General features: G+C 65.9%; 15 protein-coding genes. 2 read left to right on the forward strand and 13 right to left on the reverse strand.

Going from position 1 to position 17161, the window contains the following annotated elements; all coding sequences use genetic code 11:
- Positions 1-19 precede the first annotated feature (19 nt).
- The 11 genes from ubiB to DK368_RS15750 form a co-directional block, all read right to left on the reverse strand.
- Complete coding sequence (gene ubiB / locus DK368_RS15700; protein ID WP_114394920.1) at positions 20-1567, reverse strand: 2-polyprenylphenol 6-hydroxylase; 1548 nt, start codon at positions 1565-1567, stop codon at positions 20-22.
- Between the two features lie 10 nt (positions 1568-1577).
- Complete coding sequence (locus tag DK368_RS15705) at positions 1578-2351, reverse strand: class I SAM-dependent methyltransferase (protein WP_114394921.1); 774 nt, start codon at positions 2349-2351, stop codon at positions 1578-1580.
- A 108-nt stretch (positions 2352-2459) separates the two neighbouring features.
- Positions 2460-3164, reverse strand: coding sequence for a phosphate regulon transcriptional regulator PhoB (phoB, locus tag DK368_RS15710; RefSeq protein WP_114394922.1), 705 nt, complete (start codon positions 3162-3164; stop codon positions 2460-2462).
- Between the two features lie 32 nt (positions 3165-3196).
- Entirely contained in the window at positions 3197-3919 is a 723-nt protein-coding gene (gene phoU, locus DK368_RS15715) for a phosphate signaling complex protein PhoU (protein WP_114394923.1), read from the reverse strand.
- Between the two features lie 46 nt (positions 3920-3965).
- The gene (gene pstB, locus DK368_RS15720; protein WP_114395021.1) at positions 3966-4754 is read right to left on the reverse strand and encodes a phosphate ABC transporter ATP-binding protein PstB; all 789 of its coding nucleotides are present in this window, start codon (positions 4752-4754) and stop codon (positions 3966-3968) included.
- A gap of 19 nt (positions 4755-4773) precedes the next feature.
- Entirely contained in the window at positions 4774-6087 is a 1314-nt protein-coding gene (gene pstA / locus DK368_RS15725) for a phosphate ABC transporter permease PstA (RefSeq protein ID WP_114394924.1), read from the reverse strand.
- Positions 6080-7546, reverse strand: coding sequence for a phosphate ABC transporter permease subunit PstC (gene pstC, locus DK368_RS15730; protein WP_114394925.1), 1467 nt, complete (start codon positions 7544-7546; stop codon positions 6080-6082). The genes pstA and pstC overlap by 8 nt, the downstream gene beginning before the upstream one ends.
- A 116-nt stretch (positions 7547-7662) precedes the next feature.
- Positions 7663-8703, reverse strand: a complete 1041-nt coding sequence (locus DK368_RS15735) for a substrate-binding domain-containing protein (protein WP_114394926.1) — start codon at positions 8701-8703, stop codon at positions 7663-7665.
- A 223-nt stretch (positions 8704-8926) separates the two neighbouring features.
- The gene (locus DK368_RS15740; RefSeq protein ID WP_114394927.1) at positions 8927-10381 is read right to left on the reverse strand and encodes an ATP-binding protein; all 1455 of its coding nucleotides are present in this window, start codon (positions 10379-10381) and stop codon (positions 8927-8929) included.
- Positions 10382-10602: 221 nt separating this feature from the next.
- Positions 10603-12873, reverse strand: a complete 2271-nt coding sequence (locus DK368_RS15745) for an NADP-dependent malic enzyme (RefSeq protein WP_114394928.1) — start codon at positions 12871-12873, stop codon at positions 10603-10605.
- 126 nt (positions 12874-12999) lie between these two features.
- Positions 13000-13887, reverse strand: coding sequence for a glycosyl hydrolase family 18 protein (locus DK368_RS15750; protein ID WP_114394929.1), 888 nt, complete (start codon positions 13885-13887; stop codon positions 13000-13002).
- 243 nt (positions 13888-14130) lie between these two features.
- Here DK368_RS15750 and DK368_RS15755 point away from each other — a divergent pair, with 243 nt between their 5' ends.
- Positions 14131-15099, forward strand: coding sequence for an NAD(P)H-dependent flavin oxidoreductase (locus tag DK368_RS15755; protein ID WP_114394930.1), 969 nt, complete (start codon positions 14131-14133; stop codon positions 15097-15099).
- Positions 15100-15162: 63 nt separating this feature from the next.
- Here DK368_RS15755 and DK368_RS15760 read toward each other — a convergent pair whose 3' ends face one another.
- A complete protein-coding gene (locus DK368_RS15760) occupies positions 15163-15612 on the reverse strand; it encodes a hypothetical protein (RefSeq protein ID WP_155524597.1) in 450 nt (149 codons plus the stop codon).
- Positions 15613-15616: 4 nt separating this feature from the next.
- Entirely contained in the window at positions 15617-15970 is a 354-nt protein-coding gene (locus DK368_RS15765; RefSeq protein WP_162306056.1) for a hypothetical protein, read from the reverse strand.
- Positions 15971-16356: 386 nt separating this feature from the next.
- Between DK368_RS15765 and DK368_RS15770 the strand changes: the two genes are divergently transcribed.
- Positions 16357-17142, forward strand: a complete 786-nt coding sequence (locus DK368_RS15770; RefSeq protein WP_338045704.1) for a metallophosphoesterase family protein — start codon at positions 16357-16359, stop codon at positions 17140-17142.
- The last annotated feature ends 19 nt before the right edge of the window (positions 17143-17161 follow it).

A 17161-nucleotide genomic window follows, 5' to 3' on the forward strand; every position in this document is an offset into this window, starting at 1 on the left:
CCCGGGCGGCCCGGTCGGCTCAGTGCAGGGCCAGAACCGCGATGATGGCGGCCATCAGGATCAGCACGGCCCAGACGGGGCGCAGCTGGTGGTCGGTGCGGACCAGAAGACGTTGGACCAGATCGTGGATCGAGGCGGGATGGATGGGAACACCGCCCTGGGCGACCAGAGCGGCCGTCTGTTCCAGATCCCGCACCAGGGTCGGAAGCCGCACGGCGATGCTGGTCATGGCGGAGGCTGCCTCGGCCAGGCGGGCCTCGGGTCCGCGGTTCTCCCGCATCCATTGCTCGATCAGCGGACGGGCCAGCTCCCACATGTTGATGGCGGGGTTGAGGACGCGCCCCACGCCTTCCGCCGTCAGCATGCTCTTCTGCAGCAGCAGCAATTGCGGCTGCGTCTCCATCTGGAACTTCTCGGTCACGGCGAACAGCTGGGCCAGCAGCCGGCCGATGGAGATCTCGTTCAGCGGACGCCCGTGCAGCGGTTCGCCGATGGCGCGGCAGGCCTGCATGAACAGGTCCTGGTTCTGCGTCTTGGGGACGAACCCCGCATCGAAATGCACACGGGCGACCAGCCGGTAATCCCGGTTCAGGAAGCCGATCAGCATGTCGGCCAGATAAAGCCGGGTCTGCCGGTCGATCCGCCCCATGATGCCGAAATCGACGGCCACCAGACTGCCGGCGGCATCGACGAACATGTTGCCGGGGTGCAGGTCCGCATGGAAGAAGCCGTCGCGGAACACCTGGTTGAAGAAGGCGTTGGCCGCATGCTGCAGCAGGCGGTCCGGGTCGATACCGGCGTCGCGGATGGCATCGGTCCGGTCGACGGGAAGACCATCGACCCGGGCCAGGGTCAGCACGCGCTGGCTGGTGCGGTCCCAGTCGATGGCCGGTACCTTGAACGTCTCATCCCCCTGGAAGTTCTCGGCCAGCTCGGAGGCGGCGGCAGCCTCCATGCGCAGATCCATTTCCAGTGCCACCGTCTCGGCGAAGGTCTCCACCACGGCGACGGGCTTGAGGCGCTTCAAGCGCGGCTGCACCCGCAGCATCAGCCGGGCCAGCCAGAACATCAGGTCCAGGTCGCGTCGGAAAGCCAGCTCGATACCCGGCCGCAGCACCTTGACCGCGACCTGCCGCCCGTCCGGCGTTTCCGCGAAATGCACCTGGGCGATGCTGGCCGCCGCGACCGCCGCATCGTCGAAACGGCTGAACAGCAGACTGATCGGCCGTTCCAGCTCGGCCTCGATGATGGCCCGGGCCGCCGTGCCCGGAAAGGGCGGCAGCCGGTCGCGCAGCTGAGCCAGATCCGCCGCGATCTCATCCCCGACCAGATCGGCCCGGATCGACAGCACCTGCCCCAGCTTGATGAAACTTGGCCCCAACTCCTGCAGCGCACTGGCCAGGCGCTGGCCCGGCCGCCCCGGCGCCCGGTTGTTGTTGAGACGGCGCAGCACCCAGGCCAGGCCGGGAGCCGCATCCCGGAACGGGTCGGACAGCAGCGCACCATGCCGCCCCAGCGTCCGGGCGATGGCGACCAGACGCAACAGGTTGCGCAGGAGTCGGATCATGATGGACCCTTCAGATCCGCCAGCCGGAATGGATGCAGGCGATCCCGCCGGTCAGGTTGCGGGCGCGGGCCTTGACGAAGCCGGCGGCTTCGATGCGGCGGCAGAGCGCCTGTTGTTCGGGGAAGCGGCGGATGCTCTCGACCAGATATTGATAGCTGTCACGGTCCCCCGCCACCATCTGTCCCACCCAGGGCAGCACGCTGAAGGAGTAGCGGTCGTAGATTTCCCGGAAGACGGGGATGCTGACGTGGCTGAACTCCAGACAGAAGAAGCGCCCGCCCGGCTTCAACACCCGCCGCGCCTCGGCCAGGGCCTTGTCCATGTTGGTGACGTTGCGCAGACCGAAGGCGATGGTGTAGGCATCCATCGACCGGCTGGCGAAAGGCAGGTCCTCGGCATTGCCGACCGTCCATTCGATCCCGGTCAGCCGGCCCTGGTCGACGCCCCGATCCCGCCCGACCCGGACCATGGCCTCCGTCAGGTCGCACACGACGACGGCGGCGCCCGGCGCCTTGCGCTTCATGCGGAAGGCGATATCGCCGGTGCCGCCGGCCACATCCAGGATCGCCTCGCCATCACGGGGGCGCACCAGATCGACGAACGTGTCCTTCCACAGCCGATGGATACCGGCCGACATCAGATCGTTCATCAGGTCATAGCGGCTGGCAACGCTGGAGAAGACGCCACGGACCAGCGGCGTCTTCTCGCGCGGATCAACCTCACGGAAGCCGAAGAATCGGCCTTCCTCTCCGGGGGCGGGCTTGGGGGGGGCTTCGTTCGTCATGGTTCGGCACCATAGCGCCCGCCGCGCCCCAGTGAAAGCGGGCGCGGCATAGCGGCATGCAAATCTCTCCGTCCATGAACGAAAAGGGGGGCCGATGGCCCCCTTCCCTCACGGCCCCTTCTCGTCGAGGGCGTAGCCGGCCGAGCGCACGGTGCGGATCACATCCTGTTCATCCGTCTCGTTCAGCGCCTTGCGCAGCCGGCGGATATGCACATCGACGGTGCGCGGCTCGACATAGACATCGTGGCCCCAGACCACGTCCAGCAGCTGCTCGCGCGAGAAGACGCGGCCGGGATGCTGCATGAAATGCCGCAGCAGCCGGAACTCCGTCGGCCCCAGATGGATGTCGCGGCCGCCGCGGCGGACCCGGTGGGCCGCCAGATCCATGCTGATATCGGCGAAGCGCAGCAACTCGTCGGACAGGCCGGGCGCCGCCCGCCGCAACACGGCGCGGATACGGGCCACCAGCTCCGTCGGGCTGAAGGGCTTGGAGATATAGTCGTCGGCACCGCTGTTGAGACCGCGGACCCGGTCCGCCTCTTCCCCACGTGCCGTCAGCATGATGACGGGGACATCGCGGGTCTTGGGGCTGCGACGCAGCTGGCGGCAGACCTCCAGCCCGCTCATCAGCGGCAACATCCAGTCCAGCAGAACGAGATGCGGCGTCTGTTCCTCCGCCAGCAACAACGCTTCTTCGCCGTCGTTGGCGGTCAGAACCCGGAACCCTTCCTTTTCCAGGTTGTACTTCAGCAGAGTGACCAGGTCGACTTCGTCATCGACCACCAGGATCAAAGGCTTCAGGGCAGAGTTCATGATACCTGTTCTTGGTGGTGGCGACGCGAGACTTACTCGACGTCCTGCAGGTCGGGACCGACGGCGAAGCTGGTGGTATCGCCCTTGGGCCGGGCCCCGGTCAGCGGCTGACCCACGACCAGGAAATGCACGGTCTCGGCGATGTTGGTGGCGTGATCGCCAGCCCGCTCGAGATTCTTGGCGATGAACAGCAGATGCGTACACGGCGTGATGTTGCGCGGGTCCTCCATCATGTAGGTCAGGACTTCGCGGAACAGGCTGGTGTAGAGATCGTCGAGTTCTGCATCGCGATGCCAGGCGACGATCGCCTTCTCGACATCACGGTCGACATAGGCATCCAGCACATCCTTCAGCATCTCCTGCACCAGCCGCCCCATGCGGGGAATGGCGGTGGCCGGACGCACGGCCGGCAGCTGGGCCAGGGCGATCGACCGCTTGGCGATGTTGGCGGCATAATCGCCGGTCCGCTCCAGATCGGCCGACACCTTCAGCGCCGCCAGGATCTCGCGCAGATCGACACCCATGGGCTGGCGCAGGGCCAGCATGCGGATGGCTTCCTGCTCGATCTGGCGCTCGAACTCATCCAGCTGACTGTCGCTCTGCATGACCCGGCCGGCGAGATCCGTATCGCGGCGGGACACGGCCTGGACGGACGCCTCGACCTGGGCCTCGGCCACGCCCCCCATCTGGGCGATGAGGTTGGACAGGCGGCGCAGCTCCTGCTCGAAGGCCTTGACGGTATGCTCGGTGGCCATGGGCCAACTCCCTGAAACTAAACAATGATCGACGGATTGGAGCGGATCAGCCGTACCGGCCGGTGATATAGCCCTGTGTCCGCTCGTCGCGTGGGTTGGTGAAGATCTCCTCGGTCGCCCCGACCTCCACCAGATCACCCAGATGGAAGAAGGCCGTGCGCTGTGACACGCGGGCAGCCTGCTGCATGTTGTGGGTGACGATGACGATGGTGAAGTTCGCCCGCAGCTCGTCGATCAGCTCTTCGATATGAGCGGTGGCGATGGGGTCCAGGGCCGAGCAGGGCTCGTCCATGAGGATCACTTCCGGGCTGACGGCCACGGCACGCGCGATGCAGAGGCGCTGCTGCTGCCCACCGGACAGGCCGGTTCCCGGTTCGTTGAGGCGGTCTTTGACCTCGGTCCACAGGCCGGCACGCTTCAGCGACTGCTCGACAATGGCATCGAACTCGTCCTTGCGCGTGGCGAGACCATGCAGCTTCGGACCATAGACGATGTTGTCATAGATCGACTTGGGGAAGGGGTTGGGCTTCTGGAACACCATACCCACCCGGGCCCGCAGCTGCACCACGTCCAGCTTCGGGTCATAGATGTCCTGGCCGTCCAGGGTGATCTTCCCTTCGACCCGGCAGATGTCGATGGTGTCGTTCATGCGGTTCAGCGTCCGCAGGAACGTGGACTTGCCGCAGCCCGAGGGGCCGATCAGGGCCAGCACCTCGTTCTGGTAGATGTCCACATCGATGCCGTGGAGGGCGCGCTTTTCGCCGTAGAACACCTTCACGCCACGGCCGGCCATCTTGGCGCGCTTGGTCCCGGCCTCGCCGGAGGTCTTGGTCATGGTCTGGGTATCCATCGTCTTACCACCGACGTTCGAATTTCTTGCGGAGCCAGATGGCCGTGCCGTTCATGGCCACCAGGAAGACCAGCAGCACCATGATGGCGGCCGAGGTCAGTTCAACGAAGCCGCGCTCGGGCGCATCGGCCCAGATATAGACCTGCACCGGCAGCACCGAGGCGCTGTCGAGGAAGCCCGACGGCGCGCTGGTCACGAAGGCGTTCATGCCAACCATCAGCAGCGGGGCCGTCTCGCCCAGCGCATGGGCCATGGCGATGATGGTGCCGGTCAGGATGCCTGGCATGGCCAGAGGCAGCACATGGTGGGCCACGGTCTGGAGCCTCGATGCCCCCATGCCCAACGCCGCCTCGCGGATCGAGGGCGGCACCGCCTTCAGGGCCGCCCGGGCCGAGATGATGATGGTGGGCAGGCTCATGAGGGCGATGACCATGCCGCCGACCAGCGGCGAGGACCGGGGCAGGCCGAAGAACTGCAGGAACACCGCCAGGCCCAGCAGACCGAAGACGATGGACGGCACCGCCGCCAGATTGTTGATATTGACCTCGATGAGATCGGTCAGCCGGTTCTTCGGCGCGAACTCCTCAAGATAGACCGCCGTGGCGATGCCGATGGGCAGGGCCAGGGACAGGGTCACGATCAGGGTCAACACCGATCCCACCACCGCGCCGAACAGGCCGGCAAGCTCGGGATAGTTGCTGTCGGACGAGGTGAAGAAGGTGGAGTTGAAGATTGGGCCGCTGTCGCCGTCCTTCTTCAACTGGTCGAACCAGGCCAGCTGGCGATCATTGATCGGCCGGTTCGCCTCTTCTTCGTTGCGGTCGATGCGACCCTTTTCAATCTGGTTGATGGCATCGGACGCCGGAATCCAGACCTGGATGGTGCGGCCCAGCATGGCCGCATCGTCACCAACCTCCTTGGCCAGGAAGACGCCGGCGACCGGACTGATCAGGCCGCGCAACTCCTTGCGCGCGATCCGCCCCTCCGCCTGCGGGAAGCGCGTATAGAGCGCCTCGTGGATGACATCCTGGAAAGCGGCCCGGTCGAAGTCCGCGGGATTGCGTGTCCCCTTCGGATCGATCTTGGCCGGGTCGATGGTGACCTCAAGCCGGATCGCCGTCTGCCAGAACGCCGTCATCCCCTCGCGGGTGATGGTGAACAGCAGAACGACAAGCATGAGGCAGGCCACGGCAATGGCCAGGATGCCATAGATCTTGAATCGCTGTTCAGCCGCATAGCGGGCACGCAGCCGCTTCTCGGCCTCGACAGAGGTGTGGAACGAATGGGTCGCCGTCATCGGAGCTGCGATCTCAGTCATACTTTTCCCGATACTTCTGGACGACGCGCAGGGCGACGACGTTGAGCAGAAGGGTGGCGAAGAACAGCACCAGCCCCAGGGCGAAGGCGGACAAGGTCTTGGCGCTGTCGAATTCCTGGTCCCCGACCAGAAGCGCGGCGATCTGCACGGTCACGGTGGTCACCGCTTCCAGCGGGTTGGCCGTGATCTTGGCGGCCATGCCGGCGGCCATGACCACGATCATGGTCTCGCCGATGGCGCGGCTGATGGCCAGCAGGAAGGCCCCGACGATCCCCGGCAGCGCGGCCGGCAGGATGACCTGACGCACCGTCTCCGACCGGGTCGCGCCCAGCCCCAGGGACCCGTCGCGCAGGCTCTGTGGCACAGCGTTGATGACATCGTCCGAAAGCGAGGAGACGAAGGGAACGATCATCACCCCCATGACGACACCCGCCGCCAGGGCACTGTTGGAGGAGACACTGAGGCCCAGCAAGGACCCGACATCGCGGATCACGGGGGCCACGGTCAGAATGGCGAAAAACCCGTAGACCACGGTGGGGATGCCCGCCAGGATCTCCAGCACCGGCTTCACCGTGTTGCGAACGCCCCGCGGCGCATATTCGGACAGGTAGATGGCCGACAGCAGCCCCACCGGCCCGGCCACCATCATGGCCACGACCGCGATCAGCAGGGTGCCGGAGAAGAGCGGGACGGCCCCGAAGGCCCCGGATGATCCGGCCTGATCGGCGCGCAGTGCCGTCTGCGGGCTCCAATGCGTACCGAACAGGAACTCGACGGGCGACACACGGGCGAAGAAGCGCACACTCTCGAACAGCAGCGACAGGACGATGCCCAAGGTGGTGAAGATGGCGATCAGCGAACAGACGATCAGAAGCGCATTGACCACCTTTTCGACGCCGTTGCGCGCCCGGAGATCCGGCGAGATGCGCGCGCGGGTATAAACCAGACCGCCCACGGCCAGCACCGCGGAAATGGCGAAGAGCGACCAGTTGGCCAGAGACAGCAGCGTGCTGTAATGCGCCGCTGCCGGCTTGAGAATTCCCAGGACATCCGGATTGACATACTGGGACTGGCCGGCCGCAATGTTACGGATATTGATCAGAAGCAGCTGCTTCTGGTTGTCGCTGAGGAGATCGCTGCCCCCGGCGGCCAGACGCTCCATCAACTGGGCCAGATCCTGCGGCGGCAGCATCTGCTGCCCCCAGGCACGGATGGTGTCCACATCGAGCCCGGCCAGGACCAGCGCCTCGGTCACCGGGAACTTCAGGGCCAGCCAGAACAGCACCAGCACCAGCGCCGGCAACCCGGCCCAGATCGCAACGAACGAGCCGTAATAGTTGGGAACGGAATGCAGCGAGGCGATGCGCCCGCCGGACACGGCGACCGCACGGCTGCGCCCCATCCAGAAGCCGATGAGGGAAAGCAGCAGGATCAAGGCAACGGTGACCGATGCGGACATCGCCGGACTCACGACAATTGAGGCAATATCAAAGAAAACTATCAAACCGATACCGGCAGGCGCGAACGGCGGCGCCCTTGTGGGGCACCGCCGCCGCAGGCACCGGAGTGCCAGCCTTACGACGCCGGCTTGGCCATCGGCTGCAGCTTGGCCGCCGCGGCACTGACCTTGGCGTACTCATCCTTCGGCAGGGCGATCAGGCCCTTGTCGACCAGATAGCCATCCGCACCCATGGCGCGCTCGGAGGTGTACTCGGCGATGAATTCCTTCAGGCCGGGGATCACACCCACATGCTGCGCCTTGACATAGACGAACAGCGGACGGGAGATCGGGTACTTGCCCGAGGCGATGCTCTCGTAGCTGGGGGTCACGCCGCTGACGGAGTTGCCGGCGATCTTGTCCAGGTTCTCTTCCAGGTAGCTGTAGCCGAAGATGCCGAAGGAATTCGGATTGGCCTGCAGCCGCTGAACGATCAGGTTGTCGTTCTCGCCAGCCTCGATGAAGGCACCATCCTCACGCATGGTCTTGCAGACCACGCCGTGACGGGTGGCGTCCAGCGCCTTAATGGCCGGGAATTCCTTGCAGCCCGTCTCCATCACCAGCTCGACCCAGGCGTCGCGGGTGCCGGAGGTCGGGGGCGGACCCAGAACCTCGATCTCGACCTTCGGGAACTTCGGGTTGATCTGGTCCCAGGTCTTGTAGGGGTTGGCGACGATCTGGCCGTTCACCTCGACCTCCTTGGCCAGGGCCTGGAACAGCTCGGCCTTGGTCAGATCGAAGGAGGGGCGGGCCTTGGAATGGGCGAAGGCAATGCCGTCATAGCCGATGCGGATCTCGGCGATCGACTCCACGCCGTTCTTCTGGCAGGTGTCGAACTCGCTGGCCTTCATCGGGCGGGAGGCGCCGGTGATGTCCGGGGTCTCGGAACCGATACCGGTGCAGAACAGCTTCATGCCGCCGCCGGTGCCGGTGGACTCCAGGATCGGGGCCGGGAACTTGGAGGTCTGGCCGAAGCGTTCCACGACCGTGGAGGTGAAGGGGAACACGGTGGAGGACCCGACGATGCGGATCTGCTCACGGGCCTGGGCAATGCCGGTCATCGCCACGGCAGACACGGCGCAGAGCATGGCGGCGAGGGCAAGCTTCTTGGTGGTCACGACTGTGCCTCCGGTTTTTGGCTTACGATCACGGGGGGTGGCACCAGCCACCACCCATGCGGGTGGGGTCCCGACAGGGTGACCGGACGATAGCGCTCCCGCGCTACTCAAATACTACAGCTGCATGACAGTTCGATGACAGCGGCCAACTTTGTTCCCGCCGCCGGTCACAGCGGCCGGGAGGCCCGGTCCCACCTACCGAAAACCCCGCTGCGGCGGACTGTCACTGGGCCGCCGCCCGTGCCGCAGCCACCACCTCCTCCGTGGCGACAGGCAGGTGGACGGCAAAGGTGCTGCCCTTGCCGACCTCGCTGTCGATGGTCAGCCGCCCCCGATGGCGGTTGATGATGTGCTTGACGATGGCAAGCCCCAGGCCGGTTCCCCCCAGGGCACGGGACCGGGCCGGATCCACGCGATAGAACCGCTCGGTCAGGCGGGGCAGATGCGTGCGCGCAATCCCCTCGCCCCGGTCGGTGACGGAGACACGGAGCATGCGCTCGGCGCGATGGCGGCCGGGCAGGAGCGGCAGGGCGGCGGCGGCACTGCCCGGCGCCGGCTCGCACAGGGCAAGGGACACCGTCACCTCGGTCTGCTCCTTGCCATACTTGATGGCGTTGTCGATCAGGTTCTGGAACACCTGGGCCAACTGATCCTCATCGCCCTGAACCGGCGGCAGGCCCCCCGGACCGTCAATCTTCAGCTTCACCTTGCGCGCCGCCGCCCGCAGTTCCAGCCCGGTGACGACGGTGCGCACAATCGTGCCCAGATCGGCCAGACCGGTCGGCGGCGTATGCTCATCCATCTCGATCCGCGACAGGGACAGCAGGTCATTGACCAGGCGGGACATGCGGTTGGACTGCTCGAACATGATGCCGAGGAAGCGATCCCGCGCCTCGGCATCGTCGCGCGCCGGCCCGCGCAGCGTTTCGATGAACCCGATCAGCGCCGCCAGCGGGGTGCGCAGCTCATGGCTGGCATTGGCGACGAAGTCGGCCCGCATCTGCTCCGACCGCTTCAGCAGCGTGATGTCGTGCAATGTCAGCAGGACGGCGGGTCCCTCCACCGTATCCAGGCGGAACGGCTTCACGCGCGCCTGCAGGGTGCGCTCCACCGGAACGGGCAGCACCATCTCGACACTGCGGGAGGCGCCCCCGGCCAGAACCCCGGCGACCGCATCCAGAAGTGTCGGATTGCGCAAACTGACCGCCAGTTCGCGGCCGACCATGCGCTCGCCGAACAGGCTGCGGGCGGCACTGTTGGCCCGGACCACCCGCCGCCCCGAATCGATCAGCATCAGCGGATCATGCAGGGCATCGATCACGGCGATCGAGGCCGCGGCATCGGCACCCGCAGCCTGTTCGCGGATCAGCCAGCGCTGCTGCGCCCGCGCAATGGCGCCTGCGATCACCTCGGCTGAGGTCGACCGCACCTCCGGTGGGGGGACGAGGCCGCCGGCATCCGCAACCCGGTCGGCATAATCCGCCAGCGTGCGGGAGTCCGCCATGATCATGCGGAGCACCACCACAACCGCAGCCGTGACCAGCGCAAAGCCCGCCAGGGCAAAACCGGGGTCGAGCAGGCCCGGCAGGACCAACGAGAGCAGCAGCACCGCTGTGGGAGCCAGCAGCAGCACCCCGATCATGATGAACCGCACCGGCCTGATGTCACGCCAACTCATGAACCCCTGTCCCGTTCGGCAAAGGGGGTGGAATGCCCGGCAGCGGGCTGTCCCCCTTGGCTTCCCTCCCTGGATCGCTTCAGCGCACGCCCCGCCCAGATCCCTCCCGACGGGAGCAGAAACAACGGCACGGGCAGAGGCCGCGGCTGACCGGCGGAGATAGCATTCCCCGCCAGCCGCCGCATCCACTTCATGGAAACTTCATGCAAGGCATGGGGACATCAGCGGGTGAGCGCGTCATGCGCGGCCATGACGGCGGCCGTCACCAGATCATTGGTCGTCGCCCCCATCTGCACCACCTGCACCGGGCGGTCGAGACCGAGCAGCAGCGGCCCGATCATGGTGCCGCCACCGAACTTGTGCAGCAGCTTCGACCCGATATTGGCCGCGTGCAGCGCCGGCATGATCAGGACATTGGCCGGCCCCGACAGACGGCAGAAGGGATAAAGCCGCCGCATCAGCTCATGATCCAACGCCACATCGGCCGACAGTTCCCCATCGAACTCGAAATCGGGACGGCGCGCCGCCAGCAGGGCCACGGCCTCGCGCACATGCTGGGCACGGCTGCGCATGGGCTGGCCGAAATTGCTGAAGGACAGGAAGGCGACGCGCGGCTCATGCCCCATCTGGCGCGCCGCGCGCGCCGCCTGGATGGCAATGTCCACCAGCTGTTCCGGCTCCGGCCGCTCATGCACCGTGGTGTCGGCAATGAAGACGGTGCGGCTGCGGGTCGCCAGCACCGACAGGCCGAACACCAGATGATCCGGCTGCGGATCGATGACCCGCTGGATGTCCTCGAAGCTCACGGTGAAGCTGCGGGTCAGGCCGGTGACCATGGCGTCGGCGTCGCCGCAGGCCACCATGCAGGCGGCAAAGACATTGCGGTTCTGATTGACCATGCGCTGGCAGTCGCGGTGCAGATGCCCGCGGCGTTGCAGGCGGCCATAGAGAAACTCGGTGTAACGCTCGTTCTGGCGCGACAGCCGGGCATTATGCACTTCCAGCGGCTCGATCCCGGTCAGCCCCATCTCGGTCATGCGCTCGCCCACCACCTCCTCGCGGGCGACAAGGACAGGCGTGCCGAACCCGGCCTGGCGATAGGCGATGGCGGCCCGGATCACCACCTCTTCCTCGCCCTCGGCGAAGACAACGCGCTTGGGGGCCGCCTTCACCTTTTCATGGATCAGCTGCAGGCTGTCCGCCGTCGGATCGAGACGCAGGCGCAGGCAGCGGCGATAGGCCTCCAGATCGACGATCGGCTTGCGCGCCACCCCCGTCTCCATGGCCGCCTGGGCCACCGCCGCCGGAATGGTGACGATCAGGCGGGGATCGAACGGCACCGGGATGATATAGTCCGGCCCGTAGCGCAGCCGCCGGCCGGCATAGGCGGCGCCCACCTCGTCCGGAACCTCCTGGCGCGCCAGAGCGGCCAGGGCGCGGGCGGCGGCGATCTTCATGGCGTCGTTGATGGTGCTGGCCCGCACATCCAGCGCGCCGCGGAAGATGTAGGGAAAGCCCAGGACATTGTTGACCTGGTTGGGGTAGTCGCTGCGGCCGGTCGCCACGATGGCATCCCCGCGCACGGCGCGCACCTCCTCCGGCGTCACTTCCGGATCGGGATTGGCCAGGGCGAAAATGATGGGGTTGGCCGCCATCGAGCGCACCATGTCGGCCGTGACCGCCCCCTTCACCGACAGGCCGACGAAAACGTCGGCGCCCTTCATGGCATCGGCCAGACTGCGGGCCTCGGTGGTGACGGCATGGGCCGACTTCCACTGGTTCATGCCCTCGGACCGGCCCTTGTAGATCACGCCCTTGGTGTCGCAGAGCGTGACATTGTCATGGGGGATGCCCATGGCCTTGAACAGTTCGGCACAGGCGATGGCGGCGGCCCCGGCGCCGTTGACGACCAGCCGGGCGGACTTGATGTCCCGCCCCGTCAGTTCCAGGGCATTGAACAGGCCAGCGGCGGCGATGATGGCGGTGCCGTGCTGGTCGTCATGGAAGACGGGAATGTCCATCAGCTCGCGCAGGCGCTGCTCGATGATGAAGCAGTCCGGCGCCTTGATGTCCTCCAGATTGATGCCGCCGAAGCTGGGGCCGAGATAGCGCACGGCATTGATGAACTCGTCCACGTCGCGGGTATCGACCTCCAGGTCGATGCCGTCCACGTCGGCGAAGCGCTTGAACAGCACCGCCTTGCCTTCCATCACCGGCTTCGAGGCCAGCGCGCCCAGATCCCCCAGCCCCAGCACCGCCGTACCGTTGCTGATCACCGCCACAAGATTGCCCTTGGCCGTGTAGTCATAGGCCGTGCTGGGGTCCTGGTGGATACGCAGGCAGGGGGCGGCCACGCCGGGCGAGTAGGCCAGGGACAGATCGCGCTGTGTTCCCATCGGCTTGGTGGGCGTGATCTCCAGCTTGCCCGGCCGACCGCTGCAATGCAGCAGCAACGCTTCTTCATCCGTGACGCGACGATCCTTGCCCGACATATCCAACAATCCCCTTCGCCTTGATATGCAACTTTCTTAGCGCTGCATCTTAGCCGACGCCGTCACATCAAGGCCAGTGCCGACACCCCGACCCGTCCCCAGTCCGGAACGGCAGAGACGGCACTCTCAGGAGGTGGGAGGATTCAGGGCACCCGCCATGGCGGCGGCCCAGCTTCCGGAGGGATCGCTGCTGGCCTGCCATCCCATCATGCCGCCGAAGCTGCCGATCTCCTGCTGCAGCGGCTGGATGATCCGATGCACAATATCGTCGGGCGGGAGATAGCCGCTGCCCGCATCGTTTGGACCGACAGGCTTGCCCACGACCACCTTCTCGGCCGGAACGCCGATGGCCATGATCCCCTGGACAGCTCCCTGCGACGGACCGGTGATGTAGCTGGGGTCCTGGAAATCCGGGTTGTTGTAGTACTGCACATTGAGCCAGGCAATGGCGTCGCCGCATTCCTGCATGATGGTCTTATAGGCATAGTCCCATCCTGAATAGAAATAGGGCGGCTGCGGAGCGTGGCTGATGATTTTCTTACCCGATGGCAAGGCCCCATAGAGTTTCCGTGTCAGGCCGATCAGGAATTGCGTGCCGTCGAAGGTTGCACCTGCCTGGAAGGCGCCGCTGTCCTCGAAATCAATGTCGATACCATCCAGGCCGTACTGCTGCACATAACCGACCAACTGACTGACCACATTATCCAGGTCCTCGGACATTGCCTGCCAGTCGCTATTGGAACAGGCGCCGCCGCCCAGGGAGAGCAGAACCGCCTTTCCGGCCTGCTGGACCGTGGGAATCTGGGACATGACGGTCGAGGTCAGGTTGCCATCGAGGACCAGCGTGACGGGCTGACCAGGAATCGTCCCCGACTTCGGCTCGGTGAACGAGAGTATGATCTGGGTGTAGTCGGTGTCGGCGTAGTTACGCAGGGGAATCGTGTTGGCGTTGTAGTAGATGACGACGCGGGAACCAGCGGCGGGGTTTCCGGGCTGGCGGCTTCCGATCTGCATGGCTCGCTCCTTCTGCGGGAAATATAACGATACAATACACCATATAAATGCACAGCCGCTCCACCAAAAAGGCCGCCCGGCGAAGGCAAGGATACGCTGCGGCCCCAGGCGTCGGGACCTGTCCGGTTTGCGTCCGAACAGTTGCACCCTTCCCCCGCCCCCCGCCTTGGCCTACAAAGCTGTCGATAAGCCGGGCGGTCGTCTCGGCGGCAGCAACCACTACCCCAGGGAGGTCCCAACCCCATGCCCATACCGACTGTGTTCAAGGGCCGTCTCGCCCTGCCCGTCATCGCCTCGCCCATGTTCATCGTCAGCTATCCCGAGCTGGTGCTGGCGGAGTGCAAGGCCGGCATCATCGGCACCTTCCCCAGCCTCAATGCCCGGCCGCTGGAGGTGCTGGACGAATGGCTGGGCCGCATCACCAGCGAGCTGGCCAGCTATGCCGCCGCCAATCCGGACAAGCCTGTGGCGCCCTTCGGCGTCAATCTGATCGTCCACAAGTCGAACCCGCGGCTGCTGGACGATCTGGCGCTGGTGGTGAAGCACAAGGTTCCGCTGATCATCACCTCCGTCGGCGCACCGACCCAGATCGTGGAGGCGGTACACAGCTATGGCGGGCTGGTGTTCCATGATGTGACCAATATCAAGCACGCGAAGAAGGCGCTGGAAGCCGGCGTCGACGGGTTGATCCTGGTCTGCGCCGGGGCCGGCGGCCATGCCGGGACCCTGTCGCCCTTCGCCCTGCTGCCGGAAGTGCGCCAGTTCTTTGACGGTCCGATCGTGCTGGCCGGGTCCATGTCATCCGGGGCCGCCATCCGCGCCGCCGAGGCACTGGGCGCGGATTTCGCCTATATGGGCACGCGCTTCATCGCCACCGAGGAAGCCCATGCCAGCCCGGCCTACAAGCAGATGATCGTGGATGGCAGCGCCGCCGACATCGTCTATACGCCGGTCTTCAGCGGCATTCCCGGCAACTATCTGGCCCAGAGCGTCGTGGCCAACGGCATCGATCCGACCCAGATCAGCGCCACCATCGGCCAGCCCAATGTGGCCGACTGGAATGAAGGCTCGGCAAAGAAGGCCTGGAAGGACATCTGGTCGGCGGGCCAGGGCATCGGCACCATCCACGATGTTCCCACCGTGTCCGATCTGGTGCAGCGGCTTGTGCGTGAATATCAGGCGGCTGCGTCCAAGCCGGTCTTCGGTCGCTGATCCGCGGACCGCGGGGAGGACAGCGTTCCTCCCCACACCGCCGGCGGACTCACGATATGAGACTCACGACATGACCAGCAGGGAGGCGATCAGGACCTCCTGCACCGTGTCGGGACCCAGCACTTGGCGGGCAGCGCGCAGGATGCGCTCCTTGATGGCTTTTGCCCCATCGGAATCGATCCGCCCATTGCGCGAGACCGGGCTGGCCCAGGCCTCGTCGACGATCCGGCTGAGGATGGCCGGCTGCTGCAGCTTGGCTGCATCGCGCTGCAGCGGGTCTTTCAGGACCAGATCCGCTTCGATGCGCGCATAGGCGTAAGGCCCACGCTCCGGCACCGGCAGAACGATGGGCGACAGCCGCATGAAATTGTCGGGCGGGCGCACCGGCTTGGGCGGCTTCGGTTTCGCCGGCTTCGGCGGCGCCTCGCCATGCCCCTCCTCGGCCAGGGCCTGACCGGACAGAAGCAGCGGGGCGGCCATCAACCCGGCCAGCAATTGGCGACGATGCAGCACCGGCTCAATCCTCGGCCGTGGTCAGGCGCTGCCACCGCCACCAGGCGAAGGCAGCCAGAAGCACGGCGAACAGGACGCTGCCATGCAGCAGCACCAGGACGGCCATGGCGATCAGACAGGACAGGGACGTGATGTCCCAGAGGGGGCGCTGACCCGACCGGACCAGCATGCCGCCAGCCGCCGCGCTGGCGGCAAGGCCGACCAGCAGGGCCAGAACCACGGCTTCCGCCTGCGCGTCCGGTGGCAGATCCGCCGCCCGCAGCAGGGCCGAGGCCAGGATGCCGTCGCCGATGATCTTCAGCGCCACAGGCTGGTACGGGAAGGAAGCCGGATGATCGTGGTCTGACAAACTCATCATCGTCCAGGATGCAGGGAAGTACCTCATACGAAAATATGGCCACGGACCCTCGGCGGGCAACCAGACGGAGGGATACATTGAAACATGGCTGTGGCGGCAAACTGTCTGTACCAGACGGGCCATGGCATACCACCGCTCGTCTTCGGCTGTATGACGGCTGCCGGCGTGGCCCCGCGGTGACGCACAGGCCGGATGCTCCATCCTCCTCCGCACAGGGGGCATGGCCGGGTGTCTGTCCCCCTACCACCCGCCGGTTCCCGTTCGGAGCGGCCGGCTCGTCCCCTTGGACACTCTCTCCCTCGCCTTGGATTCGCCGCGGCCACTGCCCTACTCTTCCCGGACGGGCCGCGCCGGGCGGCATCCGTGACACCGGGATCGACGCATCCGTGATCCGCTTGCGCACCAAACCCCTGCCGCCGCCTGTCGATTGGCCGTCCATCAATGGACGCCCGGCCCGGATCCCGGCCGGACAGCGCCTCTATGTCATCGGTGACATCCATGGCCGCCTCGACCTGCTGCAATGCCTGCTCGACCGCATCCAGGCCGACATGGCGGCCAGCGGCGCAGATCTGCACCACACGCTGATTTTCCTTGGCGACTATGTGGATCGCGGCCCGGACAGCAGCGGGGTCCTGTCCCTGCTGTCCGGCGCCCCGCCTCCCGGGTTCGGCGCCGTGCATCTGAAGGGCAACCATGAAGAAGCCATGCTGGCCTTTCTCGATGACCCGCAGCAGGGGGAAGACTGGGTGCGGTTCGGCGGACAGACCACTCTGGCCAGCTACGGGATCGTGCGTCCCCCGGCCATGACCGTCAGCAGTTTCCTGGCCAAAGCCCGGCCGCATCTGGTCCGGACGATCCCCGGTCGGCATCTGGCGTTCCTGCGGGGGCTTCGCACCAGCCTGCGGTTCGGTGACTATCTGTTCGTCCATGCCGGCATCCGGCCGGGTCTTCCCTTGGCGCAGCAGGACAGCAACGACCTGCTCTGGATCCGGGAGCCCTTCCTGAAATCAGGCACGGACCATGGCGTCGTCGTTGTCCATGGCCACACCATCGTCGACAAGCCCGATATCCGGACCAACCGCATCGGCATCGACACCGGCGCCTATGCCACGGGGTGTCTGACCTGTCTGGTGCTGGAAGGCGCCTCGCACCGGTTCCTGAACAGCGGCTGATCCCCTGAGGGTTTGCCTT

This window comes from Oleisolibacter albus, assembly GCF_003336875.1.
Classification (GTDB): Bacteria; Pseudomonadota; Alphaproteobacteria; order Azospirillales; family Azospirillaceae; genus Niveispirillum; species Niveispirillum album.

Bases quoted from the DNA above. Each gene is read 5' to 3' on its own strand.
- ubiB (WP_114394920.1), bottom strand. From the start codon at position 1,567: ATGATCCGACTCCTGCGCAACCTGTTGCGTCTGGTCGCCATCGCCCGG.
- pstB (WP_114395021.1), bottom strand. From the start codon at position 4,754: ATGACCAAGACCTCCGGCGAGGCCGGGACCAAGCGCGCCAAGATGGCC.
- DK368_RS15740 (WP_114394927.1), bottom strand. From the start codon at position 10,381: ATGAGTTGGCGTGACATCAGGCCGGTGCGGTTCATCATGATCGGGGTG.
- DK368_RS15755 (WP_114394930.1), top strand. From the start codon at position 14,131: ATGCCCATACCGACTGTGTTCAAGGGCCGTCTCGCCCTGCCCGTCATC.
- pstC (WP_114394925.1), bottom strand. From the start codon at position 7,546: ATGTCCGCATCGGTCACCGTTGCCTTGATCCTGCTGCTTTCCCTCATC.
- phoB (WP_114394922.1), bottom strand. From the start codon at position 3,164: ATGAACTCTGCCCTGAAGCCTTTGATCCTGGTGGTCGATGACGAAGTC.
- pstA (WP_114394924.1), bottom strand. From the start codon at position 6,087: ATGACTGAGATCGCAGCTCCGATGACGGCGACCCATTCGTTCCACACC.
- DK368_RS15705 (WP_114394921.1), bottom strand. From the start codon at position 2,351: ATGACGAACGAAGCCCCCCCCAAGCCCGCCCCCGGAGAGGAAGGCCGA.
- DK368_RS15765 (WP_162306056.1), bottom strand. From the start codon at position 15,970: ATGATGAGTTTGTCAGACCACGATCATCCGGCTTCCTTCCCGTACCAG.
- DK368_RS15750 (WP_114394929.1), bottom strand. From the start codon at position 13,887: ATGCAGATCGGAAGCCGCCAGCCCGGAAACCCCGCCGCTGGTTCCCGC.
- phoU (WP_114394923.1), bottom strand. From the start codon at position 3,919: ATGGCCACCGAGCATACCGTCAAGGCCTTCGAGCAGGAGCTGCGCCGC.
- DK368_RS15745 (WP_114394928.1), bottom strand. From the start codon at position 12,873: ATGTCGGGCAAGGATCGTCGCGTCACGGATGAAGAAGCGTTGCTGCTG.